This is a genomic window from Ruegeria sp. G10 (genome assembly GCF_056533645.1).
The window spans coordinates 14,086-38,117 of sequence record NZ_JBQFOQ010000005.1 but is presented as its reverse complement, the minus strand read 5'-3'; the positions used below and the strand labels follow the sequence as shown (position 1 = coordinate 38,117).

At 59.6% G+C, this 24,032-nt stretch carries 20 protein-coding genes; 6 read left to right on the top strand and 14 right to left on the bottom strand.

The window, feature by feature from the left end; genetic code table 11:
- Nucleotides 1-98 precede the first annotated feature (98 nt).
- Nucleotides 99-1,301, top strand: a complete 1,203-nt coding sequence (locus ACR0KM_RS10320) for a multidrug effflux MFS transporter (protein ID WP_480821814.1) — start codon at nucleotides 99-101, stop codon at nucleotides 1,299-1,301.
- Between the two features lie 103 nt (nucleotides 1,302-1,404).
- Nucleotides 1,405-1,827 carry a nucleoside-diphosphate kinase gene (gene ndk / locus ACR0KM_RS10315; protein ID WP_170469645.1) on the top strand — a complete coding sequence of 141 codons (423 nt, stop codon included), beginning with the start codon at nucleotides 1,405-1,407 and terminating at the stop codon, nucleotides 1,825-1,827.
- A 58-nt stretch (nucleotides 1,828-1,885) separates the two neighbouring features.
- Here the strand turns inward: ndk and ACR0KM_RS10310 are convergent, their stop codons facing one another.
- Nucleotides 1,886-2,233: a TfoX/Sxy family protein gene (locus ACR0KM_RS10310; RefSeq protein WP_480859568.1), complete on the bottom strand. Its 348-nt coding sequence runs from the start codon at nucleotides 2,231-2,233 to the stop codon at nucleotides 1,886-1,888.
- 97 nt (nucleotides 2,234-2,330) lie between these two features.
- On the opposite strand from ACR0KM_RS10310, the gene ACR0KM_RS10305 reads away from it, so the two are divergent.
- Entirely contained in the window at nucleotides 2,331-3,554 is a 1,224-nt protein-coding gene (locus ACR0KM_RS10305) for a cytochrome P450 (RefSeq protein WP_480859566.1), read from the top strand.
- A 32-nt stretch (nucleotides 3,555-3,586) separates the two neighbouring features.
- On the opposite strand, the gene ACR0KM_RS10300 is transcribed toward ACR0KM_RS10305, so the two are convergent.
- The 8 genes from ACR0KM_RS10300 to ACR0KM_RS10265 form a co-directional block, all read right to left on the bottom strand.
- Nucleotides 3,587-4,957 carry a sensor histidine kinase gene (locus ACR0KM_RS10300; RefSeq protein ID WP_480859564.1) on the bottom strand — a complete coding sequence of 457 codons (1,371 nt, stop codon included), beginning with the start codon at nucleotides 4,955-4,957 and terminating at the stop codon, nucleotides 3,587-3,589.
- Entirely contained in the window at nucleotides 4,950-5,630 is a 681-nt protein-coding gene (locus ACR0KM_RS10295) for a response regulator transcription factor (RefSeq protein WP_480821822.1), read from the bottom strand. The genes ACR0KM_RS10300 and ACR0KM_RS10295 overlap by 8 nt, the downstream gene beginning before the upstream one ends.
- Nucleotides 5,631-5,796: 166 nt before the next feature.
- Nucleotides 5,797-7,233, bottom strand: a complete 1,437-nt coding sequence (locus tag ACR0KM_RS10290; RefSeq protein ID WP_480859561.1) for a Do family serine endopeptidase — start codon at nucleotides 7,231-7,233, stop codon at nucleotides 5,797-5,799.
- Between the two features lie 748 nt (nucleotides 7,234-7,981).
- Nucleotides 7,982-8,584 carry a nucleotidyltransferase family protein gene (locus ACR0KM_RS10285; protein ID WP_480859559.1) on the bottom strand — a complete coding sequence of 201 codons (603 nt, stop codon included), beginning with the start codon at nucleotides 8,582-8,584 and terminating at the stop codon, nucleotides 7,982-7,984.
- Nucleotides 8,585-8,615: 31 nt separating this feature from the next.
- Complete coding sequence (locus tag ACR0KM_RS10280) at nucleotides 8,616-11,024, bottom strand: GcvT family protein (protein WP_480859557.1); 2,409 nt, start codon at nucleotides 11,022-11,024, stop codon at nucleotides 8,616-8,618.
- Nucleotides 11,025-11,114: 90 nt separating this feature from the next.
- On the bottom strand, nucleotides 11,115-12,422 hold the full coding sequence (locus ACR0KM_RS10275) for an HlyC/CorC family transporter (protein ID WP_480859555.1): 1,308 nt from the start codon (nucleotides 12,420-12,422) through the stop codon (nucleotides 11,115-11,117).
- Nucleotides 12,423-12,485: 63 nt separating this feature from the next.
- Nucleotides 12,486-13,442 carry a site-specific tyrosine recombinase XerD gene (locus tag ACR0KM_RS10270; RefSeq protein WP_480859552.1) on the bottom strand — a complete coding sequence of 319 codons (957 nt, stop codon included), beginning with the start codon at nucleotides 13,440-13,442 and terminating at the stop codon, nucleotides 12,486-12,488.
- A 2-nt stretch (nucleotides 13,443-13,444) separates the two neighbouring features.
- Nucleotides 13,445-14,971 carry a hypothetical protein gene (locus ACR0KM_RS10265; RefSeq protein ID WP_480859550.1) on the bottom strand — a complete coding sequence of 509 codons (1,527 nt, stop codon included), beginning with the start codon at nucleotides 14,969-14,971 and terminating at the stop codon, nucleotides 13,445-13,447.
- Nucleotides 14,972-15,189: 218 nt separating this feature from the next.
- Here ACR0KM_RS10265 and ACR0KM_RS10260 point away from each other — a divergent pair, with 218 nt between their 5' ends.
- Together ACR0KM_RS10260 and aroB are read left to right on the top strand one after the other, a co-directional pair.
- Nucleotides 15,190-15,777: a shikimate kinase gene (locus ACR0KM_RS10260; RefSeq protein ID WP_480859548.1), complete on the top strand. Its 588-nt coding sequence runs from the start codon at nucleotides 15,190-15,192 to the stop codon at nucleotides 15,775-15,777.
- The gene (gene aroB, locus ACR0KM_RS10255; RefSeq protein WP_480859546.1) at nucleotides 15,777-16,889 is read left to right on the top strand and encodes a 3-dehydroquinate synthase; all 1,113 of its coding nucleotides are present in this window, start codon (nucleotides 15,777-15,779) and stop codon (nucleotides 16,887-16,889) included. The genes ACR0KM_RS10260 and aroB overlap by 1 nt, the downstream gene beginning before the upstream one ends.
- A gap of 9 nt (nucleotides 16,890-16,898) precedes the next feature.
- Here the strand turns inward: aroB and ACR0KM_RS10250 are convergent, their stop codons facing one another.
- Together ACR0KM_RS10250 and ssb are read right to left on the bottom strand one after the other, a co-directional pair.
- Nucleotides 16,899-17,969 (bottom strand): site-2 protease family protein, encoded by a 1,071-nt coding sequence (locus ACR0KM_RS10250; protein ID WP_480821840.1) that lies wholly within the window; start codon nucleotides 17,967-17,969, stop codon nucleotides 16,899-16,901.
- 19 nt (nucleotides 17,970-17,988) lie between these two features.
- Nucleotides 17,989-18,474 carry a single-stranded DNA-binding protein gene (gene ssb / locus ACR0KM_RS10245; protein ID WP_480859544.1) on the bottom strand — a complete coding sequence of 162 codons (486 nt, stop codon included), beginning with the start codon at nucleotides 18,472-18,474 and terminating at the stop codon, nucleotides 17,989-17,991.
- Nucleotides 18,475-18,680: 206 nt separating this feature from the next.
- On the opposite strand from ssb, the gene ACR0KM_RS10240 reads away from it, so the two are divergent.
- Complete coding sequence (locus tag ACR0KM_RS10240; RefSeq protein ID WP_480821844.1) at nucleotides 18,681-19,259, top strand: lytic transglycosylase domain-containing protein; 579 nt, start codon at nucleotides 18,681-18,683, stop codon at nucleotides 19,257-19,259.
- A gap of 54 nt (nucleotides 19,260-19,313) precedes the next feature.
- Here ACR0KM_RS10240 and ACR0KM_RS10235 read toward each other — a convergent pair whose 3' ends face one another.
- From ACR0KM_RS10235 to ACR0KM_RS10225, 3 genes are all read right to left on the bottom strand, one after another.
- The gene (locus ACR0KM_RS10235) at nucleotides 19,314-21,401 is read right to left on the bottom strand and encodes a dipeptide ABC transporter ATP-binding protein (RefSeq protein WP_480859542.1); all 2,088 of its coding nucleotides are present in this window, start codon (nucleotides 21,399-21,401) and stop codon (nucleotides 19,314-19,316) included.
- Nucleotides 21,402-21,496: 95 nt separating this feature from the next.
- Complete coding sequence (locus ACR0KM_RS10230; RefSeq protein ID WP_480821848.1) at nucleotides 21,497-22,960, bottom strand: ABC transporter permease; 1,464 nt, start codon at nucleotides 22,958-22,960, stop codon at nucleotides 21,497-21,499.
- A gap of 14 nt (nucleotides 22,961-22,974) precedes the next feature.
- Nucleotides 22,975-24,021 carry an ABC transporter permease gene (locus tag ACR0KM_RS10225; RefSeq protein WP_480821850.1) on the bottom strand — a complete coding sequence of 349 codons (1,047 nt, stop codon included), beginning with the start codon at nucleotides 24,019-24,021 and terminating at the stop codon, nucleotides 22,975-22,977.
- Between the last annotated feature and the right edge of the window lie 11 nt (nucleotides 24,022-24,032).

The window sequence follows — 24,032 nt, the reverse complement described above, 5'->3', positions numbered from 1 at the left end:
TTAGCAGAGCCGTGATGCCGCCGCCAGCGGCTTGGCATGTTCAATCCAAAAGCGATGTGTTAGCGCTGGTCCGATTGGATTTCAGTTGGTTTTGACCCATGCGCGCGGCCCGGACGCCCCCATCTTTGGCGACACTGATTTTTGCAACGGCGCTGTCGGTGCTGTCGCTGAATATGTTCCTGCCGTCGCTGGCGCGGATGGCAGAAGATTTTCAGGTCGATTACGGGTTGGTGAATTTCTCGGTGGCCGGTTACTTGGCGGTTTCGGCCTGCTTGCAGCTGATCCTTGGGCCTTTGTCGGACCGGTTTGGACGCAGGCCTATCCTGTTGATCGGGATGGGTGTCTTTGCACTCGCGTCTCTTGGCTGCGTATTGGCTGACTCGATTTGGGTCTTCCTTGGGTTTCGACTATTGCAGGCCGCGGTGGTTGCGGGGCCTGTTCTGTCCAGCGCGTCGATCCGCGACAGATATGCCCCGAATGAGGCTGCCAGCAAACTTGGGTATGTGGCGATGGCCATGGCCTTGGCCCCGATGCTGGGGCCAATGCTGGGCGGCGCATTGGACATGCTGTTCGGGTGGCGCGCGGGATTTGTCCTGTACACGGTATTCGGGGTGGGAATGTTCGCCTTGCTTTGGCTCGATATGGGCGAGACCAATACCAACCGGTCTGCAACCTTCGCCGCACAGCTGAGAGAATACCCACACCTGTTTCGCGCCCGCCGGTTTTGGGGCTATGCGTTATGTGCCGCTTTCTCGATCGGTGGTTTCTACAGCTTTATCACCGGCGCCCCCCTTGTGGCAGCGGCATGGTTTGATCTGAGCCCGGCGATGTTGGGTCTGGGCATCGGGATCATCACCGGCGGCTTCATGGTCGGCAATTTTATCACTGGCCGCTTCGCCAGGCGCACACAGTTGACAACGATGATCCTTGCAGGCCGGATCGTGGCCTCAACCGGACCATTTGTCGGCTTGTTGTTGTTTCTGGCTGATCTGGGGTCGGTCTGGGTGTTCTTTGGATCCGCTATTTGCGTAGGGTTCGGAAACGGTTTGACCAATGCCAATGCTTCGTCTGGGGTGATGTCAGTGCGACCTAAGCTGGCGGGCAGTGCGGCGGGGCTGTCGGGTGCAATGATTGTCGCGCTGGGGGCAATTCTGACGACCATGACCGGCGCTTTTGTCAGCCCCCAGAACGGCCCGTTCCTTGTGCTTGGAATGATGAGTGCCAGCAGCTTCGCAGGTCTTCTGGCCATTCTCTATGTGCGCAGGCTTGATCGGATCGACCCGTTGCCCGACGCGATCTGAGGCTTAGGCCATCATAGTGCTTTTCTTGTGCCGCATACCGTGTTAGGCGGCGCGCGATGGATTTCGGCGCACATCTTGCGCCACATTGTAAGGAGAGGCCGACATGGCACTGGAACGCACATTCTCGATCATCAAACCCGATGCAACCCGCCGCAACCTGACTGGCAAGATCAACGCCAAGTTCGAAGAAGCTGGCCTGCGCATCGTTGCGCAAAAGCGCATCCAAATGACCAAAGCGCAAGCAGGCAAGTTCTATGACGTGCATGCCGAGCGTCCGTTCTATGACGAACTGTGCGAATTCATGTCGTCGGCTCCGGTCGTTGTTCAGGTTCTGGAAGGCGAAGGTGCCATTGCCAAGAACCGCGAAGTCATGGGCGCAACCAACCCTGCAGACGCAGCCCCCGGCACCATCCGCGCCGAGTTCGCTGAATCGGTTGGTGAAAACTCGGTCCACGGCTCGGACGCACCGGAAACCGCCGCGGTTGAGATCGCGTACTTCTTCTCGGGCATCGAACTGGTCGGCTAAGCTGCCGCTTCGGTGACAAGATTGGGCCGCTCCGGACCGGGGCGGCCTTTTTTTGTACTCAGAGGGGTTTCAGGTCTGCCGGAGTCACGCGCACGCCCACAGCATCCAAATCAGAGATTATCTGGCTTTCCGGTGCCCGGCTGACCTCGGCCTTGATGGCGTCAAACCGTTCACGCAGCTCCTTCTTCTCGTCGCCTTTGCAATCATTCCATGGGCGGCCCTGCAGCCCCATGACCAGCACATAATACCCGATGAAATGCGGGCGCGAGCCCGATTGCAGCAGGCGCGCATAGGCCTCATCCGCTCCTAAGTCCCGCAGTTGCTGCGCCGAATGAATGCCCGCGCGGGCACAGGCCTGTTCGAAAGCGGGGCCAAGGTTGCGGATAGAAGAGACCGGGTCAGACATGCCTCTGACATAGCCTGCCTCGTGGCCGCTGTCACCTGCGCAGAGTTGTTTGATCTCGCCTCATGCGTTAGGCAATTGAAGGGGCAGGGAGGATGCGATGAACAGCGTAAGCCGCGAAGATATGGTGCAAAATCTGGATTTGATGAATCCACCTGATGGCTTTGTGGATGATCCGTTCCCTTTCTATGATACGCTGCTGCGGCACGCACCAGTCCTGCCGCAGCCCGATGGCTCGATCCTGCTGTCGCGCCACACTGATCTGGACAGGATCTATCGCGACACCACGCTCTATTCATCCGACAAGAAAGCCGCCTTTGGTCCGAAATTCGGAGTAGGTTCTCCGCTGTTTGAACACCACACCACCTCGCTGGTCTTCTCGGATCCACCGCTGCACACGCGGGTGCGCAAGATCATGACATCGGCCCTGACGCCGCGTGCCATCGCCCGGATGGAGCCGGGGCTGATCGAAACCGTTGATACGTTGCTGGACGCGATGGTCGGTCGGGCCGAGGTGGATCTGATCGAGGATTTCGCCTCGACCATCCCGATCCAGATCATCGGCAACCTGCTGGATGTGCCAATGTCCGAACGCGGGCCGCTGCGCGATTGGTCTCTTGCCATTTTGGGCGCTTTGGAACCCGCGCTGACCGAGGCACAACTGGCCAACGGGCACAGGGCCGTGACTGAGTTCAAGGCCTATCTTGAAGACCTCGTTGCGCGCCGTCGCGCCAGCCCGGGTGATCCGGAAACGGATGTCCTGACCCGCCTGATCCGGGGAGAGGGCGCGGATGCGCAGCTCAGCGAAGTCGAATTGCTGCAGAACTGCATATTCATCCTGAATGCGGGGCATGAAACCACGACCAATCTGATCGGCAATGGGCTGGCCCTGTTGCACGACTACCCGGATCAGCGGCGGCGACTTCTGGACGATGACAGCCTGATCAATTCCACCATCGAAGAGGTCCTGCGCTTTCGTTCGCCAAACCAGTTCGGCAATCGCGAAACAACGGCCGATATGGAGCTAGAAGGCCTGCGCGTTCCGAAAGGCACCAACTTGCATCTGTGTATCGGGGCGGCCAACCGCGATCCCGCCGTATTCGATGATCCGGGACGCTTCGACATCACCCGCAAACCCAACCGTCATCTGGCCTTTGCCGGAGGGCCCCATGTCTGCGTTGGCCTGACCCTCGCACGGTTAGAGGGGCGGGTTGCGCTGGGACGGTTCCTGCAACGGTATCCGCGCTATCAGGTGCTGCCACTGCGCAGGCGCGGTGGCAGAATCCGCTTTCGAGGGTATGCATCTTTGCCCGCTATACTCTGATTGAAAACAATGCAGTGCACGGCGTTCTTGATCTAAGGGTTTCGCGCCAGTCTCAGAGTAGTCTCCAACCCGGGTTTGCGATTGCGCGCCAGGAATTTGCCGCCATGCATATGTGAGATCGCGGCGACCAGCGCCAGGCCAAGCCCTGCATTGCGTCCGGTTCTTGCAGGGTCCAGGGTCACAAAGGGCATCTGCAGTCTGGGCAGATCGCTTTCCGGTACGCCCGGTCCCCGATCGCGCACGCTGAGCAGCGTATAGTCACCGTCTTCGCGGATTTCGATGGTAATGGCCGTGCCCGCCGGAGCGTAACGCATCGCATTTTCCAGCAGGTTGGACAGCGCCTGAGACAGCAAGGGGCGGTGGCCTTGGATCGGGCCAGCGCTGCCCTTGACCTCAAGCCGGATGTTCTGATCAGCCGCGACGGGCTCGTACAGCTCGACCACATCGCCCACCAGTTGCTGCAGTTTCACCGGCTCGAATTGCTCGCGCCCAAGACCGGCCTCAGCCCGTGAGATCTCGGTCAGTTGGCTGAGAACACGCAGCAGATGGTCGATCTCACCGGTTGCGCGGGCCATGTCGATGTCACGCTCCTGATCGGTCTTGCCCGGTTCGGCCAGCGATTCGACCCGCTGGCGCAGACGCGACAGAGGCGAACGCAGATCATGCGCGATCGAGTTCGAGGTGGTCCGCAGATTGCTGACCAGCTCTTCGATCTTGTCCAGCATGTTATTGAGCGTCCCCGAAACCTGGTCGAACTCGTCCCCCGTGCCACGCAAAGGCATCCGCAGGGCCAGATCGCCCGAGACTATGTTGTCTGCTGTATCGGCAATTTCCCTGAGACGCGAAAACACCAGCCGGGTCAGCAACCAGCCGGTCAGCAAACTCAGGACCAGAGCGGTCACAAGGGCCAGCGCAACGGATCGAAACAACGCGCGGTCGAATTGCTGCCGCGCCAGTGCGTCGCGGCCAACCAACAGACGCTCACCAGCGGGCAGTCGCACCGAGGCGGCCGAGATCGGAACGGTCTGCTCGCTGCCTTCACGGCGCAGTTGCAACTCGACCCAGCCGCTGCCGGGCGAGATGCCTTCGGGCCAACGGGTCAGATTGCCTGCAAGCCGCGTGCCTTGCCGCCCTGTCAAAAGATACAGGGCATCGCGCTGTGCTGCGGTCGGCAACCGGCGTTCGATCGCGTTGATCAGCCCGATTATGCCAAGGCGTTCGTATTCGTCCGCCAACCCCGTCAACTCCGCTTGCACGACCGAGCGGGTCTCTGCCGAGATCGTCCGATTGGCGGTCACATAGACAGTCGTCAGCACCGCAGCGGTCAACAATGTGCTGAGCACCATGCTGGCGATGACCAGCCGGGTGCGGGCATTTCTGAGCGACAGCCGCAGGTCAGCCATCCGAAACCATGTATCCAGCACCCCGAACCGTCTCGATTATCGGGTCTGCTCCATCCTCGTCCAACTGACGGCGCAGCTTTGAAATATGGACGTCAACCACGTTGGTGTTGGGGTCAAAGTGATAATCCCAGACGCCCTCCAACAACATGGTGCGCGAGACGACGCGGTTCTTGCGGCGCAGAAAGAACTCCAGAATCTGGAACTCACGCGGGGTGAGGGTGATCTCGCGCCCGCCACGGGTGACTTTGCGGGTCAGCAGGTCCATTTCCAGATCGCGACAGGCCAGTGTCGGCGTCTCTTCGGATTCCTGCGGGCGGCGCAGCAGTGCCTCGATCCGGGCGTGCAGTTCCTGAAACGAGAATGGCTTGACCAGATAGTCATCCGCCCCAGCGCGCAGGCCCTTCACCCGCTCGTCGACCGCGCTCATGGCGGTCAGCATCAGGACAGGCGTTTTCAACCCCGCCGCGCGCATCGACTTGATCAGCGACAGACCGTCGAGCCCGGGCAGCATCCGGTCCAGAACAACCGCGTCGAAACCACCGTCGGTGGCATGATAAAGCCCCTCGCGGCCATCCGAAGCGACCTCGACCACGTAGCCTTCTTCGTTGAAACCCTTGGCTATGAAATCGCGGGTCTCTTGGTCATCCTCAACAATCAACAGGCGTCTGCTCATGGCCGGGGCTCCTTTCCCAATCGGATATAAACACAGATACTCTTTCAAAAAAACAGGCCGGGTGCGAAGCCGCACCCGGCCGTCCCGTCAGTGCGTGGACAATCCGCACTTTCGGGGATAAGCGCACCAGATTTCCCCATCATGTGGCGCGCTTTGGTGTTGTAGGTCAGGCGATCTCGACCGCGACAAAGATCTGGTTGCCGCCGCGATTGATCAGGACCAGCGCGGGATCAGTCTTTTCGCTTTCCAGCGCGCTTTTCAGTGCATCCGGCGTCACGGTGTCCAGATTGCCTAGACGTACGATCACATCGCCGCGCTGCAGACCGGCCTTTGCGGCAGGGCTTTCGGGCTTGAGATCGGTGACGACAACGCCATCCACAGTCTCGGCCACGCCCATTTCCGCGCGCGCGGTTTCGGTCAGCGGTGCGACCGTTACGCCCAGTGAGGTACCTTCGAACTTGTCCTCGACCACGCTGTCGGTCGCAGCCGCAGCGGATTGATGCTGGCCGATGGTCAGTTCAATCTGTTCCTCCTTGCCGTTGCGCAGTACGGTCAAAACGCTGTCGGTACCCACCTTGGTGGTGCCCACAAGGATCGGCAGATCGCTACTGGATTCAACGGGTTCTCCGTTAAAGCTGAGGATGACATCGCCTTGCTGCAGCACCCCGTCAGAGGGGCTGTCGGCCACGACGTCGGACACCAAGGCACCGGTTGCCGCATCGACACCCATCGCGGCGGCCAGTTCCGGGCTGACGTTCTGGATCGACACGCCCAGCCAGCCGCGGCTGACCTGACCGTCATCCCGCAGGTCGGCGGTGATGTGATCCACGATGTTGGAGGTAACTGCAAACCCCAGACCCACCGAGCCACCGCTAGGCGAATAGATGGCTGAGTTCACACCGATCACCTCGCCTTGCATATTGAACAGCGGACCGCCCGAATTGCCTTTGTTGATGGCGGCGTCGGTCTGGATAAATTCCGCGTAGGGCCCTTCCGAGATATTGCGGCCTTTTGCCGAGACGATGCCAGTGGTCACGGTCGAGCTGAGCCCGAACGGGTTACCGATGGCCACGACGTCCTCACCCACACGGATCACGTCGCTGTCACCCAATTGTACCGCCTGCAGGTCCTCGCCCGCGTCGATCTTCAGAACTGCGATATCTGTCAACGGATCGGTGCCGATGACTTCGGCCTCAAAGCTGCGGTCGTCGCTCAGGCGGACGGTGACTTCGCTCGCGTTATCAACGACATGGTGGTTGGTGACGATGTATCCAGCCTCATCCAGAACAAAGCCGGATCCAAGGCCTTGGGCCGGGCCACGCTGCGGCGTCTGGAACCCTTCGGGTCCGCCGAAACGCTTGAAGAACTCTCCAAACGGGTGGCCTTCGAAATCGAAGTCCTGTCCCTGCGCCGGGGCTGGCGCGGCGTCCTGCTTGGCGATGATCGTGACGACCGAGGGTGATACACTCTCGACCAGATCAGCCAGCGCCTCGTCTGCCATGGCTGGTAGGGCGGTGGTGGCCAGCATGGCCGCGCCCAACGCGCTTACGCCCATCCAGTTCGATGTACGGGGGAAAAGCAATGAGGATTTACGGATGCTCATTTTGACTCCTGTCTGTGTTTGGCGGTTTTGCCCGCGCTTGTGACAGGAGATGCCTCTCAAACCTTTGGGGTTTCTGACAGAAAGATTAAGAAACCTTAATTTTGCCACTTTCTGCCATTTCTATGCCACGGGTCGGCACGGGCGCATGAGCGGGAATCAGCCTGTCTGCCCCCCGGCGATTCGGTGAATTGTTGCCGATCTGGTCAACAGTCCGAAAAAAGTGTCGAATTGATTCAGTTTTGTTAACAAACGAACCAGGTGTCGGATCAAAGTGACACCTATCATCCTAAGGTTGTGTTTCGAGTGTCGGCCGGATGCGCGGAACCGCGGGAAAGCTTCAAAAACAAATCGAATTGCAAAGCAACGAAGGAAGGGTCGCATAATGTGCGCGGCAAGCCCTGATCTGCGCGCAACCCAAAGGAGATTTCGGGTTGTTGCATTTTTGCGCAAGCCAGTCTTCGATTTCGGGGAAATTTACCATTTCTTCCAATTTTACGTTGTTTGAACGCATTGGATCGGCAACGATGTAATTGCCCAAGTGAGGGGGGCCCGAGACACTAGGGGGTGTCGAAGGCACATCTTCAGTCTCCATAGCGCTGAGCGGCATGTTAACGAGGGGGTCTTGTTTAGGTTCGGCAGCAGATAGTCAGGAAACCAGTTTGGTGATCTGACCGCGCTTGCGAGATTGGTGAAAGTGGTAGTCCTGTTTTTTGGGCAAGCGGCCCGGTCTTTAACGACCGGGCCGTGTCTATTCTGAAGGGCGGTTTGACTGCCAGTTTTGCCAATCTGCCGGGGTATCCAGATCCAGAAGTGCGTTCCGCGCGGGCAGGGGGTGAAGGTGGACCTTGCCTTTGCATTGCCTCACGACATCCTGCGCCCCGGTGTCCCCGGTCAGTTGCGACAGGGCACCGAAAACCGACCGCGTGAAGATGACCGGATGACCGGGCTTGCCATCTGCGGTCGCGCCGCGCCAGACAAGGTGGTCGGGGTGATGGGTTTTCGATCGAAGGACAGCGTTAAGGTCATCGGATGTAAGATCTGGCAAGTCCGCCAGCAGGATCATCACGGCAGGTGCGGTTTCAGGGACCATCGCCAACGAACCGCGCAAGCTGGCATTCATCCCTTCAGCGGCATCTTCGATTTCGACAATTTCGACATCCAGCGCCTCGAGGGCGCCGTGTCGCGGATGGGGGGCTGGGGGCAGCGCAACGATCACCGGACCAGCCGTCTGCGCGATCATGGCCGAGCGCCGCAGCAATGGCATGCCATCGACCGGTTGCATCAACTTGTCGATGCCGCCCATGCGGCTGGACTGTCCTGCAGCCAGCAGGATGATGGGAATCGCGCTCATGCCCCGACCATGCATTCTTTGCTGCCGCGCGTCATCCCCGCATACGGGTTCCATCGGCGTCGAACAACGGGATCGAGATGACCCACGCAGGCCGCATCTGCCCAAGGATTTCGATCTCGACCGCCTGATCAGCCTGCGCATGTTCAATCGGCAGGAACCCCATCGCGATGGATTTCGAAGCATAGTGGGAGTAGCCGCCAGAGGTACAGAAACCGACGACTGCACCGCCAATCCAGATAGGCTCATAGGCGTTGACGTCGGCATCATCGGCGTTGACCTCAAAGGCGACCAGCTTGCGGTTGGGGCGGTCCGCCTCGGCGGCTGCGCGCCCGATGAAATCGGTAGGCTTGGCGAACGAGATGAACCGGTCCAGCCCGGTCTCGGCGGCGGTGTAATCGGGCGAGAACTCACGCATCCACGAGCCAAAGAACTTATCCAGCCGCAAGCTCATCATCGCGCGCATGCCAAAGGGCACTATCCCATGCGGTTCCCCGGCCTGCCACAGCGTCCACCAAAGCTGTCGCTGCGCCATTGGATCGCAGTAGATTTCATACCCGAGATCGCCAGTATAGCTAACGCGCTGCACGATGCAGTCGGTCATGCCGACCGTCATACGGCGCACGTCGAGAAAGCGCAGCGCGCCGACATCATCGCGCGCGCAACTGGCCAGTACCTCAGCCGCCTTTGGCCCCGCAATCTGGAACCCGTTCAGCCGGTCGCTGATATTGTCGACCGCCACGCCGTCCTGCGCGTTCTGCTGGAACCAGCGCATGTGAAAGGCCTGACTGCCGTAGGAAGCTGTTAGCTGAAATTCAGTCTCACTCAGGCACGAGATGGTGAAATCGCCGATCAGTTTGCCCTTGGGCGACAGCATAGGTGTCAGCGATAACCGTCCCGGCGATGGGATGCGGCCTGCCATGATCCGGTCCAGCCAGTCTCGTGCACCGGACCCGGTGATGCGGTACTTGCCGAAATTATGCACCTCGTTGATGCCAACGCCTTCGCGTACCGCCCGGACCTCGCGTCCGGTGGCGTCGAACGCGTCCGAGCGGCGGAATGATGGCGTTTCATATCCGGGCTCCTCGCCTTGGGCGAAGTAGTTCGGCACTTCCAATCCATATTGCTGCCCCCAGACCGCGCCAAGATCGCTGAAGATGTCGTACATCGGCGTGGTGCGGTTGGGGCGAGCGGCCGGCAGTTCTTCGTTCGGGTAGGCGACGCTGAATCGTTTCTGATAGTTCTCGATCACCTTGGGGCGGGTGTATCCGGGGCTGATCCAGTCGCCGAACCGGGCGACATCCATGGCAAAGACGTCCCGTTCCGGTTCACCTTCGATCATCCATTGCGCCAGTGTCAGGCCAACGCCGCCGCCCTGACTGAACCCCGCCATCACCCCGCAGGCGGACCAATAGTTGCGCACACCCGGCACCGGGCCGACCAAGGGATTCCCGTCTGGCGCAAAGGTAAACGGCCCGTGGATGACCGACTTTACACCAGCCTCGGCCAGAACCGGGAAGCGGCGATAGGCAAACTCGATGCTGTCGGTGATCTTGTCATAGTCGTCCGGCAGCAGTTCATGGCCAAACTCCCACGGCGTGCCATCGACGGCCCAAGGCTTGCAGGGCTGCTCGTAGAATCCGATGCATAACCCGCGCCCTTCCTGCCGAAGGTAGCTTTCGCCAGCGGGGTCCATCACATGCGGGTGCTCTCCGCCGGCATCAATGATCGCCTCGATTTGGGGGATGGCATCGGTGACAAGATATTGATGCTCCATCGGGTGCAGCGGAAAGTAGATGCCTGCCATCGCCCCGACCTCGCGCGCCCAGAGGCCGCCTGCGTTGACGATATGCTCGGCATGGATGGTGCCCTTGTCGGTCACCACATCCCATGTGCCGTCGGGTCGCTGGTTGGTTTCGCGCACCATGCAGTGGGTTTCAATCGTGGCGCCCCCCATCCGCGCGGCCTTGGCATACGCATGTGTGGTGCCCGACGGATCAAGATGCCCGTCGAGCGGATCGTAAAGCGCGCCGAGGATGCCATCGGTGTTGGTGATCGGGGCGATCTTTTTGATCTCGTCCGGGCCAACGATTTCAGTCTCAAGCCCCATAAATCGATGCTTGGCCCGTTCGGCCAGCAGCATGTCAAAACGGTCCTGATTGTCGGCGAGCGTAACACCGCCCACATGATGCAGGCCGCAAGACATGCCGGTGATCTCTTCCAGCTCTTTATACAGCCGGATCGTATAGCCCTGCAGCGCGGCCATATTGGTGTCGCCGTTCAGCGTGTGAAACCCGCCTGCCGCGTGCCACGTGGACCCGCTGGTCAGTTCAGAGCGTTCCAGTAGCATCACATCCGACCAACCCAGCTTAGTCAGGTGATAGAGAACCGAACAGCCGACGACGCCGCCGCCGATCACTGCAACACGGGTGGTGGTTTTCACGGCTGATCTCCCTTGGGTTTTGGCCAAAGCCTGCAAGGGCCGCCGCGCCAATACTGTTCCGTTCGCGACATGAGCTGTCGTTGGTCGGGCCTAAAGGGGACGCACTTTCAAGCCGGTGATCCGGTTGCCTTCGCGCGCCGTGACCTCGAACCGGAAGCCGTGGAACGAAAACACCTGACCCACGGTCGGGATCATCTGCGCTTCGTGGATCACCAGACCGGCCAGTGTATTGGCCTCTTCATCCGGCAGCGACCAGTCGAGTGCACGGTTGGCATCACGGATGGTCATCGCGCCTTCGACAAGGAACTGGCCGTCGTCTGTACGGCTCACCGGCACCTCTTCGTCGATATCGAACTCGTCCGCGATTTCGCCCACAATCTCTTCCAGAATGTCTTCAAGCGTGATCAAACCACGCAGCGAGCCATATTCGTCGACAACCAAAGCAAAATGGCTGTGCATTCGAAGAAACTCGCGCATCTGGTCGTCCAGCGTGGTCGTTTCGGGAACGAAATAGGGGTCGTTGGCCACCTTGGCGATATCAAAGGTCTTGAGCCGGTCAGCATCGCCATCCGCGCCCCCGACCTGCGCATACATCGCGCGAAACAGATCTTTGGCATGGACAACGCCCACAATGTTTTCATGCTCGTCGCGGTAGACGGGCAGGCGAGTGTGCGGGCTTTCCAGACACTGCTGCAGGATCGCCTCGGGCTCGGCATCCGCGTCGATCATCTCGATATTCGAGCGATGCAGCATGATCTCTTCCACCGCTCGGTCGCCAAGGTCGAGCGCGCCCAGAATGCGGTCTCGGTCTTCCTTTTCGACCACGCCTTCGGAATGGCCAAGCTGCAGGGCCCCCGCGATTTCCTCGCGTACGGCCAGAATGTTGCTGTCGGGGTCGATCTGCACACCGAACAGGCGCAGCACGCCGCGCACCAGAAGACGCACTGCCGCAACGACCGGCGAGAATACCGTGACCACTATACTGATCACCGGCGCAACCAGCGAGGCAGCCTTTTCGGCATTGGTGATGGCGTAGGTTTTGGGCAGCACCTCAGCAAAGATCAGGACCAGCAAGGTCATCACCAGCGTCGCCAACGCAACACCGCTTTCACCGAACAAGCGGGTAAAAAGAGCGGTCGCAAGCGAAGCCGCCAGAATGTTCACCAGGTTGTTGCCCAGCAGAACCGACCCGATCAGACGTTCATTGTCATCGGTAATATCAAGGGCTTTTTGCGCCCCCTTTGATCCCTTGTCTGCCTGTGCCCTGAGCTTACCGCGCGAGGACGCCGTCAGTGCCGTTTCCGAGCCAGAGAAAAAGCCCGACAATACGAGCAGAAGAAGGATAGAGCCTGAGGTGATCCAGAAGGCACTATCAAGCAGAGAAGAGGTGGGTTCCATCGGTCCTTGGATATGTCTGTTGCTGCATCCGTTATGGGGGTGCGGCCCCGTCGGATCAAGGGGTTAGCCCTGATCGGTTGTGTCGTCTTTTGCCAGCGGGTGGTGTTCCAGCACCAGTTCCGACAGGCGTTCATCCAGCACATGGGTGTAGATTTCGGTCGTCGCCACATCCGCATGCCCCAGCAGCGTCTGGATTGAACGCAGATCTGCGCCGTTGGCCAGCAGGTGTGTGGCAAAGGCGTGGCGCAGCGTGTGTGGCGTGACTTTCTCGGGCGGGACGCCGCCCTCGACCGCCAAGTCCTTGATCAACAAAAAGAACATATGCCGGGTCAAATGGCCGGAACGCCCGCGCGAGGGAAACAGAAAGCGCGATGTCTGACCCCCTTTGGCGACTGATTGTTCCTCGGTCTCGTCCCGGACCTTCAACCAGACGGCCAGCGATTTGCGGGCATCGGGCGACAGAGGCACCATCCGCTCTTTGCCACCCTTGCCCAGCACCAAAAGCATGCGCGGGTCGCCACGCGCCGAAGAGACTGGCAACGAGACCAGCTCGGTCACGCGCATGCCTGTGGCATAAAGCAGTTCCATCAGGCATGTGTTGCGCAACTTGTCGGCTCGTGTCCGCCCTGTGCGGCGGGCAGCGGCCAGCAGTTGGTCAACCTCGGCCACGTCCAGCGTTTTGGGCAGCCGTTTCGCACGCCCAGGGCCTTTGATCTGGATCGCCGGGTTGGCGTCGCGCCAGCCTTCTTCGAACGCAAAACGATAGAGCTGCTTGATTGCCGACAGACGACGTGCGCGCGTCGAACGGGACAGCCCCTGAGCGTCACAATCGATCAGGTAACCCTCGATCAGGTCGCGGTCCGCACTGGCAAAGCTGGTTTTGCGACGGTCCAGCCAGCCTGCGAAATCCTTGAGGTCGCGCCCATAAGCGAGCAGCGTATTGGTGGCCGCGCCCAGTTCGGCGGCCTGCGCTTCCAGGAAGGTGGAAATCCACAACTCTTGTGAGGCGGGCGCGGTCATGGTCAGGCCCCGTTGAGGATCATCAACTGCAACGCCGCACGACGCGCCGTGTCTTCAAGGCCGACACGGCGGAAGGCGGCGAGTGCCGCGGTCAGGTCGACCAGATTGCCACGTGCGCCATGCGCGAACAACTGCATGGTTTCCAGAATGGCCTCGCCCAGTTGGTCATTGCTGAGCAACGCGTTGATATCTGACGGAATCGGGGCGGACCACGCAAACCCCTCGGAAATCGCATCAGCCAGTGGTGTCGGTGCCTCGGCGCGACCGGGGTCTCCCATTGCAAGCGCGGCCAGGAAAGCGTTTGCAGCTGAGCCATCCGGTGCCGCCCGCGCCGCGTCCTCGTACAGTTCGGACAGCAACACGATCCGCCAGCGCAAGTTCTCGGCATCGTCGGACGGCAGGGTCAGAGACGCAAGACGAGGGGCGAACAACTCGGCAAAGGCAACTTCAAGACCCACGGTTTGCATCTGAGACCAAGCAGCCGTCAGCGATTGCCCGATGGCGTCTGCGGAGCCTGAATTCAACGCCGTTTCGAACTTCTGAATGGCCGCGACGCGATCCCAAACGGCGCCGGACGCGGCCGGAGACCGTTCGGTGTAAAGACCCAACAACTGGTTGGGGGTGAGCGCTCCGATGCGGGTCAGGCGTTCCGCAGCTTCAACCTGCGCTTTCCAGCCAGCGACATCCCGCAGGTCGGCATTGGCGAAGGCGCGGGGCAGCGAGGCCGTGGGCAGGCGCTCTCCGATGGCTTCGAACAGACGGAAGGTCAACGGGTTCGGATCTTCGGGCTGCGGCAGGTACTCGGCATCCTCGAACAGTTCCGGGCTCAGAAACCGGTCGAGCAGAGCAAGCTGATCCTCGGGCAGAACCTGAAGTGCATGCGCCGCTTCCAATGTCAGCGCCGCCGAAGCCCAGTCGCCGCGCCGGGCCTTGCAGAAGATCTGCGCCGCATAGTCCCGCGACAGATGCGGTTGCGCGATCAGTGCGGTGCAGCTGCGGTCCTCGTCCCCGGTCAGCAATGTGGCGTCGAACCAGCGCTGAAACCTCTCTTGCGAGTCGGTTGGACCGGCCAATTGCACCAAAGATTGAACCGGGTCGGACGCGCCAAGTTGCATGAGGCGATCCAATCGTGCCATCAGCAATATGTCATGCGACTGCGTTCCCAAAGGCGGTCGCGCCTCGGTCAGAAGCAGAGTGAACAGCAGGCGCTGCATCGCGGGGTTTGCTCTGACGGGGACGCGGGCGATCAGTTCTGCAAGCCGCTCGGGCGCACTGCTTTGCCACAAGTCTACGGGCAAGCCGGTGACCGAAGATGCAACCAGACCCAACGGTGGGGAAAGCGCTTCGAGCGGGGTGACCTGCACATCGGGCTGCAGACCGGTCTGGCTTACCGGTGGCTCCAGCAGCACAGTGCCGGGCAGGTTCTGGGGCGGATCTGTCAACCAGTCGATGGCAGACAACGGTTCGGACGTTTGTGCCTGCGCCGTCCCGGCCAGAAGAAGCGCCAGCAAAGTGGCTTTAGTCCGCATTCAATGAGACCGGTTCTCGTATTTCGCTTTGCGGTGCAGAAAAGTCTGCGCCAAAGAATGGCCCGACATAGGCATACCCGACCAGCCCGATGAAGCTCAGGCAAATGAGGTATATCAGGAACTTGATCAAACGACCCATGGGTGAACGCTGCCTCAAATTTTGCTTTTGCCCAAGTTATAACTGGCATTTTTTCCAAGATCACGTCATTCACGATGAAATGAGCGAAATTAAGCATAACGCGTCACGCCCCGGCACCGCTGAGCGGTTTCGATTGCACAAAACCGTCGTCCTTGTGGGTATGATGGGCGCAGGGAAGACCGCCGTAGGGCGTGCGCTGGCCGCGCGGCTGGGTGTACCGTTTCTCGATAGCGACGCCGAGATCGAATCGGCTGCCAACATGACGATCCCCGAGATTTTCGCCCGCGATGGCGAGACCTTCTTTCGCAGCAAGGAAAGCCAGATCATTGGGCGTTTGCTGGATGAACAGAAGGGCATTCTGTCAACCGGTGGCGGGGCGTTTCTGGCGGAAGGGAACCGCCAAATGATCTCGGACCGGGGGGTGTCGGTCTGGTTGAGGGCTGATCTGAATGTGCTTTGGAACCGGGTCAAGCATAAGGACACACGTCCGTTGCTACGCACAGCAGACCCTTATGCGACATTGCGCGATTTGTATCAGGCGCGGGTGTCCGTCTATGAACAGGCAGATCTGGTCGCCGACTCGGACGGCGAAACCGCGATTGAGGATATGGTGGGCCGGGTGGTCTCAGCGCTTGAGACGCGCCCGGATGTTTTGGAACGGATTTAATGCATCAGACCGTACATGTAGACTTGGCCGAACGTTCCTATGATGTTGAGATCGGGCCAGACCTTCTGGCGCAGGCCGGCGCGCGTATTGCGCCTTTGTTGCCGCGTCCGCGCGTCGCAGTTCTGACGGATGACACGGTCGCGGGCCTGCATTTGGACGCTTTGCGCGACGGGTTGGCGACCACTGGCATCGAGATGACGGCGCTGACGCTGCCCGCTGGCGAAGCCACCAAAAGCTGGCCACATTTCGAGCGCGCGGTCGAATGGCTGCTCGCCGAAAAGGTCGAGCGCCGGGATGTGGTCGTCGCACTCGGCGGCGGGGTGATTGGCGATCTGGCCGGATTTGCGGCGGCAGTGATGCGGCGTGGTGTGCGGTTCGTGCAGATACCAACCTCATTGCTGGCGCAGGTCGACAGTTCAGTGGGCGGGAAAACCGGGATCAATGCGCCGCAGGGTAAGAACCTGATCGGCGCATTCCATCAGCCTTCGCTGGTGCTGGCCGACACGACTGTTCTGGGCACGCTGACTGCGCGCGACTTTCTGGCCGGATATGGCGAGGTGGTGAAATACGGCCTGCTGGGGGATGCTGAGTTCTTTGAGTGGCTTGAACAGAACGGCCCGCGCTTGTCCTCGGGCGATATGGCAGCGCGGGTTCAGGCGGTCACACGGTCAGTTCAGATGAAGGCCGATATCGTCGCCCGTGACGAAACCGAGCAAGGTGACCGCGCGCTACTGAATCTGGGCCACACCTTCTGCCATGCGCTTGAGGCCGCGACTGGTTACTCGGACCGGCTGCTTCACGGCGAAGGCGTCGCCATCGGTTGTGCGCTTGCGTTCGAGCTGTCGGCCCGTTTGGGTCTGTGTTCTCAGGAAGACCCCAGCCGCGTACGGGCGCATCTGCGCGCCATGGGGATGAAAACTGATCTGGCCGATATCCCCGGAGAGTTGCCGGGCGCCGAAGCTCTGGTCGACTTGATGGCGCAGGACAAGAAGGTTGTGGATGGACAGCTGCGTTTCATTCTGGCGCGCGGGATCGGGCAGGCGTTTGTGACATCGGATGTCCCGAGAGAGGCGGTTGTTTCGGTCCTCGACGATGCGTTGGAGATGTCCTGACAGGGCCGGCTAGCGCCCCTGTATCACCATCAACTCACCGATATTCTCACGCGTGATGTAGCCCACCATCTTTCCGGCCTTGGTGCAAACAGCAATCGCGGGCGCGCCCGAATGCAGCCCATCCAGAACCTTGTTCAAACCAGCGGTCAGTGGAACCTGTGGGATGCCGGTTTCCATGATCGACACCGCAAGGTCCGAACGTGGGTGATCCCCAGCCAGCGCAGCGAACAGGCGATCGCGGGTGACAAAGCCCAGAAGCTCGCCTTCGAAATCCAGAACCGGGAATTCGTGTTGCGTGGTATGGATCACCGCCTGCGCAGCAGTGGCCAGCGTGTCCTCGGGCGTAAGCGCGCGGAATTCGGTGATCATAGCGTCGCGTGCCTGAACCCGCCGGGCCACCGAACGCATCGCCACGTCCTGGCTTTCGCTATTTGCGGCAACGAAGACAAACACGGCGATCAGAACCAGAATGGGATTGGCCGATGTCAGTCCGAGAAAGCCTAGACCTACGGCCACGATCTGTCCCGCGATAGCGGCAAAACGAGTCGCCCGGACCCGGTCCATTCGCAGGCACAACAGGGCGCGAAACACTCGCCCGCCATCCATGGGAAAGGCCGGTATCAGGTTGAAGGCGGCCAGCAGCAGGTTCACATTGGCCAATCGGTTCAGCAAACTCGCCTGCGCGGAGTCAATTTGAACCAACGACTCCAGCCTCAGACCGCCCCCAAGCACAACCAGAATCGCCCAGATCACCACATTCACCGCAGGCCCGGCGAGTGCTACCCAAACCTCTTGCATCGGTTTTTCCGGCATGCGTTCCAGTCGGGCCAGACCGCCGATGGGCAACAGAGTGATGTCAGGAGTGCGGATGCCATAGCGCCTTGCCATCAGCGCATGGCCAAACTCATGAGCGACCACACAGGCAAACAGGGCCAGAACGAATAGCAGGTTGTTGAGCGCGGCGTGCCAACCCCCGTTGGAATAGGCCGCAAATCCGACCCATGCCAGAAGCAGGAAGAAGGTGACATGGACCCTCAGTTCCGAACCGAGCAATCGGCCGAGCGAGAAGGACCATGCCATGTTCTATCTCCGTTTGGGCTTAGAACGGAATCTCGTCGTCATCGATTCCGCCCGATGCCGGGGCAGGTGCGCTGGAGGGGCCGCCATAGGGATCGCCATAGCTGCCGCCGCCCTGACCGCCGCCATAGCCACCACCGCCGCCGCCGCCTTCACCGCGGCTGTCCAGCATCGTCAGTTCGCTGCGATAGGGGCGTAGCACGACCTCGGTCGTATACCGGTCCTGTCCGGACTGGTCCTGCCATTTGCGGGTTTCCAGCTGACCCTCGATATAGACCTTGCTGCCCTTGCGCAGATATTGCTCGGCCACACGCACCAGAGGTTCCGAGAAGATGGCGACCGTATGCCACTGGGTCCGATCCCGACGCTCTCCGGTGTTGCGGTCTTTCCACGTTTCCGAAGTGGCGATGCGCAGGTTACATACCTTGCCTCCGTTCTGAAACGACCGCACCTCGGGGTCGGCTCCAAGATTGCCGATCAGAATGACCTTGTTGACTGAACCCGCCATAAATTCCCTCGTTCTTTTTGACTGGATCGCGCCCGAATCTGGCGCGCTGTTCTGCTGCTGACCCTATACGGGCTGGGTCTTGGTTAAAACATGATTGATGGTGCAACTTTGATCAGCAAAATATTAGCACCGTCTTTACCAAGCTTTCATTTCTTACGGTTTTAACTATAATTCGTCTGGTTGTTGAGCGTGCAGGATTGGCTTTAATGCGTTTTCTGATTGGTGGACTTTCGGTTCTAAGCCTTTGTCTGGTGACTGTGTCGGCACAGTCTGAAACCCTTTCGACCAAGAATCGAAAGGCGATTTTCCTGAAACAGTCCAAGGTGCTGGACGGTCGAGCCGCCTCGCAATATCGCGACTCCGAACGCCTTAAGCCCAAAACCGAACGTGGGAAATTCGCCAAACGATACACCGGCAGCTACAAGGGCCAGTATCTGGATCACGCAAGACGGGTCGCGCGACAGCATAACGTTCCGGAAGAGTTGTTTTTACGGCTCGTTCAACAGGAAAGCGGCTGGAATCCGGGTGCCAAATCGCACAAAGGGGCCTTGGGCCTGGCGCAGCTAATGCCGCAGACGGCGCAACTTCTTGGTGTGAACCCTCATGATCCCATCCAGAATCTTGAGGGGGGCGCACGGTATCTTTCCTGGCAATACCGCAAGTTCAAGTCCTGGCCGTTGGCGCTTGCAGCATATAATGCGGGGCCGAAAGCGGTTGAGAAACACGGCGGTATCCCGCCCTACAAAGAAACCCAGAACTACGTGAAAGTGATCTGGGGCGGGTAGTACCAAAGAAAAGGCCGGTTGAATTCCGGCCATTTCTTCTGTTTCTGCCGCGCTTTATTCCGCGGCAACTTTGATAACCGGTTCCATCCGCGCCAATATGTCTTCTGCCAGATGGCATTTGACTTGGTGACCATCTGCCAGTGTCTGAACCGGCGGCACATGAGACTCGCAGCGTCCATCCGGCACTTCGGATTTCCAGCGGCAGCGCGTCTGGAACGGGCAGCCCGGCGGTGGGTTCATGGCCGATGGGATGTCGCCTTCCAGCACGATATGCTGCTTCTCGACCGAGGTATCGGCAATAGGCACGGCGCTTAGCAGCGCTTCGGTATAGGGGTGGTAAGGGGGCGCAAAGACCTGGTCAGTCGTACCCAGCTCGACCACATGACCCAGATACATCACCATCACCCGGTCGCTGAGATAGCGCACAATCGACAGGTCATGGCTGATGAATAGCAGGGTGGTTTTGTGTTCGCGCTGAATCTCCATCAGCAGATCTGTCACCGCCGCCTGCACCGATACATCCAAAGCCGAAACCGGCTCATCCGCCACTACGATCCGCGCGTCACCGGCAAAGGCACGGGCGATGCCAACACGCTGCTTCTGCCCACCGGAAAGCTGGCGTGGCATTCGGTCTGCAAATGCGCGAGGCAGTTTGACAAGGTCCAGCAGCTCCAACATCCGCTTCTTGCGCTCGGCCTCCGAGTTGCCGACGCCGAAGATTTCCAGCGCACGGATAATCTGCCGACCTACCGTCATCGACGGGTTCAGCGTATCGAACGGGTTTTGGAACACCATTTGAACTTCGCCAACGGTCTTGGCATCGCGTTCCTCGATCGGTACGGCTTCGATGTTGCGGTTATCCAGTAGAATCTGACCATCGGTCGCCGTTTCCAGCCCCATCAATACTTTTGCAAAGGTGGATTTGCCGCAACCGGATTCGCCTACAATCGCCAACGTCTCGGATTCGTGAGCCTCAAAGCTTAGAGTCTCATTGGCCTTGACCACCTTCGTCTCGCCGCCACCGAACAGGGCATTGGCCGCCACCTCATAGTATTTCTTGAGGTTGTCCATCTTCAGAACGGTCCGGCCAATCTCGGCCTTTTCTTTCTGCTCGCCCACGGTGATCGGCGCGTTCCAGTCGATCTCTTTAAACTTCAAACAGCGGGTGTGATGGCGGTCATTGCCGGGCACGGCTTCCATCAGAATGTCCTTGGCATCACAGCGACCTTCCTCGAAATAGTCACATCTTGGGCCAAAGTTACACCCCGGAGGGCGCTCATGGGGCAGGGGGAAGTTCCCTGGGATCGCCACCAGCGGGCGTGCGTTCTTATCGGCCCCCGGCAGAGGGATCGACCGGAACAGCGCCTGCGTATAGGGGTGTTGCATCTCGTCGAACACATCCTTGATCGAGCCGCGCTCGACCGCTTCACCCGAATACATCACACACAGCCGATCACAGGTTTCCAGCACCAGCCCAAGATTGTGTGAGATGAACAGCATCGAGGTGCCATACTTCTTGCCCAGATCCTTGACCAGCTCGACCACCGCGGCCTCGACGGTCACGTCCAACGCTGTCGTGGGCTCATCGAGGATCAGCAGCGCCGGTTTCGACATCAGCGCCATCGCGATCACGATCCGCTGCTGCTGACCACCTGACAACTGGTGCGGGAAGGAATTCAGCATCCGCTCGGGGTCGGGCAGGCGTACATCGGTGACAACTTCCAGCGCACGGGCATAGGCCTCTTCCGCGCCCACACCTTCGTGGATCATCGGCACTTCCATCAACTGCTTGCCGATCTTCATCGCCGGGTTCAGCGAAGCCATCGGCTCCTGATAGATCATTGCGATTTCATTGCCACGAATGTCGCGCAGTTCCTCGGTGGTCATCTCGCCCAGATCACGTCCCTTGAACTTGATCGACCCACCAACGATGCGCCCGTTCTTGCCCAGATCCTGCATGACACCCAAAGCGACCGTGGATTTGCCACACCCGGACTCACCCACCAGACCCACGGCCTCACCCGGTTGGACACTGACCGAGAAATCCATAACGGCAGGAATCTCTCTCAGCCGGGTAAAAAACGAAATCGACAGTTTATCGATCTCCAGAATAGGCCCGTCATAATCCGCCATTTTGCTCATCTTGTTACTCCTCGCGAGAGTCCGGGGGATCCCCTTCATCTGGCTAAAAATATCCCGGGGGGGCCGGGGGGCTGGCCCCCCGGCCTACGATCACATCAGTCCTTCAGGCTTTCTTCGCGCAGACCGTCTGCCAACAGGTTCAATCCAAGAACCAGCGACAGCAGGGCCAGTGCGGGCGGAAGGGCCGGATGCAGGTAGATCGAAAGCAGCTTACGCCCCTCGTTGATCGTCGATCCCCAGTCCGGGCTTTCGGGCGGTAAGCCCAACCCGAAGAAGCCCAACGTCCCAAGAAGAATGGTGGTGTAGCCGATGCGCAGACAGAAATCGACGATCAGCGGGCCACGTGCGTTGGGCAGAATTTCCCAGAGCATGATATACCATGGACCTTCGCCTCGGGTCTGGGCTGCGGCCACGTAGTCGCGCGTTTTGATGTCCAGCGCCAACCCGCGCACGATGCGGAACACCGTGGGTGAGTTCACGAAGACCACCGACACGAACACCACCAGAATACCGCCGGGGATGTCGAACAGGTCCAGATATGTTGGCAAACCCCAGATGCTGTAGTTGTCGGTGTTGATGATGTAGCCACCGGTCGAAATCAGCGACAGGTATAGCCACAGCGCGACTCCCAAAACGCCGATTAGCAGCGGTGTGCGGAAGCTCGGACGTGTATAAAAGCGCGAGTTCAGCAGGACGCCGAGGAAGATGATCGGGAATACGAACAGGATTGCGGCCATATAGTTCGGCACGCCAGTCGCTACGATCTCGGGTGTCACCAGCAGGTAGAACAGCAGGATCACCGGGAAGGCCAGAATCAGGTTCGCCAGGAACGACAGAAGCGTATCCAGACGACCGCCGTAATACCCGGCAGGCAGACCCAGAGTGATGCCGACCATGAAGGCAAACATCGTTGCCAGCGGAGCAATCTGCACCACGATCCACGCGCCCTTGACCATCCGGCTGAAGACGTCGCGGGCCAGGTTATCTCCGCCCAGAAGGTACCAGGCGTACTGGCCGTCTTCCAGATTGGGCAGGGGCGTCCCCGGCACCTTGTTTTTCATGCCCGAGATCTGCGAGAGCGGATCATGGGTCACGATCAGGTCGAGCGCGCCGAAGATCCCAGTGAAGACCCAGAACATCACAAGTCCAAAGCCAATCATGCCGATGGGGCTGTCGAACAGCTTGCCATAAAGGCCCAGCTTGCGTTTGAACGCGATCGACATCGCATAGAGGATAACGAGCGACAGCCAAACGGGCAGGAACTGCTGCGAGATCGCACCAATGATTCCGGCGCTGGTACCCATCAGGATGCCCAGCACGACATAGGCGACGGCGATCCCTACGCTCGCCAAAAAGCTGTAGCGCAACGCGGCCTGGATCATGTTTCGCAGGCCCGAGCTCGAGGTCAATGTGCCGTCAGGGTTCACCGTCATCTGATCTTCGGGCAGCACAATGCTGGCCAGCATCCAGACGACAATGGACAGGGCCATCAGCCCCAATGCCAAAGCGAATAGCGGGTTGAGGAAGGCGATAGAGCCGGTCCAGGTAAGTGGTTCCATGATCTGACCCTCCCTTAAGAAATGCGAATGCGCGGGTTGAGGTAGACATAGCCGATATCCGAGATCAGCTGCGTCACCAGCACCACAAAGACTGACACGACCGAGATCGCCAGCAACAGCTGGATGTCATTGTTGCCCGCCGCCTGCACCAGCGCCCAGCCAAAGCCCTTGTAGTTGAACAGGGTCTCGACGATCACCACGCCATTCAGCAGCCATGGGAACTGCAGCATGATGACGGTGAACGGCGCGATCAGAGCATTGCGCAGCGCGTGCTTCATGACGATGTTCGGGAACGACACACCTTTAAGGCGCGCGGTCCGAATATATTGCGCTGTCATCACCTCGGTCATTGAGGCGCGGGTCATGCGGGCGATATAGCCCATCCCATAAAGCGCAATGGTCAGTACCGGTAAGAAGAAGTTCTCGAACGTAGGGTTCTCCATCGCTTGGGTCGCCGTGCCCTTGAACCACTTCAACCCAACGGCTGAGGACGTGAAGATCGCGATAAAAATCACGCCCGAGACATATTCCGGTGTCGCAGTGGTTGTAATGGCAAAGGTCGACAGGGTGCGGTCCGTGGCCGAACCCTCTTTCATCCCCGCCAGAATGCCCAAAATCAGGGCCGAGGGGACCATCAGCAGCATTACCCAGAACATCAGACGTCCGGTCAAGGCCAGCCGGTTACCAACGACAGTTCCGACCTCTTCCTTGAAAACGGTCGAATAACCCCAGTAACCTTGCAGGATGCCGCAGAAGTTGGGCGACTCTTCAGCGGTCTTCCCCGGCAGAATGCAGCGACCCTGAACGGTGCCGTCTTCATTCGTATGCCGGTACGAGGGCAGAACCCCCAGCCACTCGCCATATTTCACGGGCGTAGATTGAAGGTATCCGCCCTTTTCCAGAAAACTGGCGACCTGTTCATCCGACATCCGGAAATTGCCTTGCGTCTTCGCAAGTTTTTCCAGGTTCGGGTAAAGGTTGGTCAGAAAGAAGACCAGGAATGTCAGGCACAATGCTGTCAAAAGCATGATGCCGACGCGCCTTAGAATGAAAAGTCCCATGATAGCCCCTG

Bases quoted from the DNA above. Each gene is read 5' to 3' on its own strand.
- aroB (WP_480859546.1), top strand. From the start codon at position 15,777: ATGCATCAGACCGTACATGTAGACTTGGCCGAACGTTCCTATGATGTT.
- ACR0KM_RS10295 (WP_480821822.1), bottom strand. From the start codon at position 5,630: ATGAGCAGACGCCTGTTGATTGTTGAGGATGACCAAGAGACCCGCGAT.
- ndk (WP_170469645.1), top strand. From the start codon at position 1,405: ATGGCACTGGAACGCACATTCTCGATCATCAAACCCGATGCAACCCGC.
- ACR0KM_RS10290 (WP_480859561.1), bottom strand. From the start codon at position 7,233: ATGAGCATCCGTAAATCCTCATTGCTTTTCCCCCGTACATCGAACTGG.
- ACR0KM_RS10300 (WP_480859564.1), bottom strand. From the start codon at position 4,957: ATGGCTGACCTGCGGCTGTCGCTCAGAAATGCCCGCACCCGGCTGGTC.
- ACR0KM_RS10230 (WP_480821848.1), bottom strand. From the start codon at position 22,960: ATGGAACCACTTACCTGGACCGGCTCTATCGCCTTCCTCAACCCGCTA.
- ACR0KM_RS10235 (WP_480859542.1), bottom strand. From the start codon at position 21,401: ATGAGCAAAATGGCGGATTATGACGGGCCTATTCTGGAGATCGATAAA.
- ACR0KM_RS10265 (WP_480859550.1), bottom strand. From the start codon at position 14,971: ATGCGGACTAAAGCCACTTTGCTGGCGCTTCTTCTGGCCGGGACGGCG.
- ACR0KM_RS10250 (WP_480821840.1), bottom strand. From the start codon at position 17,969: ATGGCATGGTCCTTCTCGCTCGGCCGATTGCTCGGTTCGGAACTGAGG.
- ACR0KM_RS10320 (WP_480821814.1), top strand. From the start codon at position 99: ATGCGCGCGGCCCGGACGCCCCCATCTTTGGCGACACTGATTTTTGCA.
- ACR0KM_RS10285 (WP_480859559.1), bottom strand. From the start codon at position 8,584: ATGAGCGCGATTCCCATCATCCTGCTGGCTGCAGGACAGTCCAGCCGC.
- ACR0KM_RS10310 (WP_480859568.1), bottom strand. From the start codon at position 2,233: ATGTCTGACCCGGTCTCTTCTATCCGCAACCTTGGCCCCGCTTTCGAA.
- ACR0KM_RS10305 (WP_480859566.1), top strand. From the start codon at position 2,331: ATGAACAGCGTAAGCCGCGAAGATATGGTGCAAAATCTGGATTTGATG.
- ACR0KM_RS10225 (WP_480821850.1), bottom strand. From the start codon at position 24,021: ATGGGACTTTTCATTCTAAGGCGCGTCGGCATCATGCTTTTGACAGCA.
- ACR0KM_RS10240 (WP_480821844.1), top strand. From the start codon at position 18,681: ATGCGTTTTCTGATTGGTGGACTTTCGGTTCTAAGCCTTTGTCTGGTG.
- ACR0KM_RS10270 (WP_480859552.1), bottom strand. From the start codon at position 13,442: ATGACCGCGCCCGCCTCACAAGAGTTGTGGATTTCCACCTTCCTGGAA.
- ssb (WP_480859544.1), bottom strand. From the start codon at position 18,474: ATGGCGGGTTCAGTCAACAAGGTCATTCTGATCGGCAATCTTGGAGCC.
- ACR0KM_RS10275 (WP_480859555.1), bottom strand. From the start codon at position 12,422: ATGGAACCCACCTCTTCTCTGCTTGATAGTGCCTTCTGGATCACCTCA.
- ACR0KM_RS10260 (WP_480859548.1), top strand. From the start codon at position 15,190: ATGAGCGAAATTAAGCATAACGCGTCACGCCCCGGCACCGCTGAGCGG.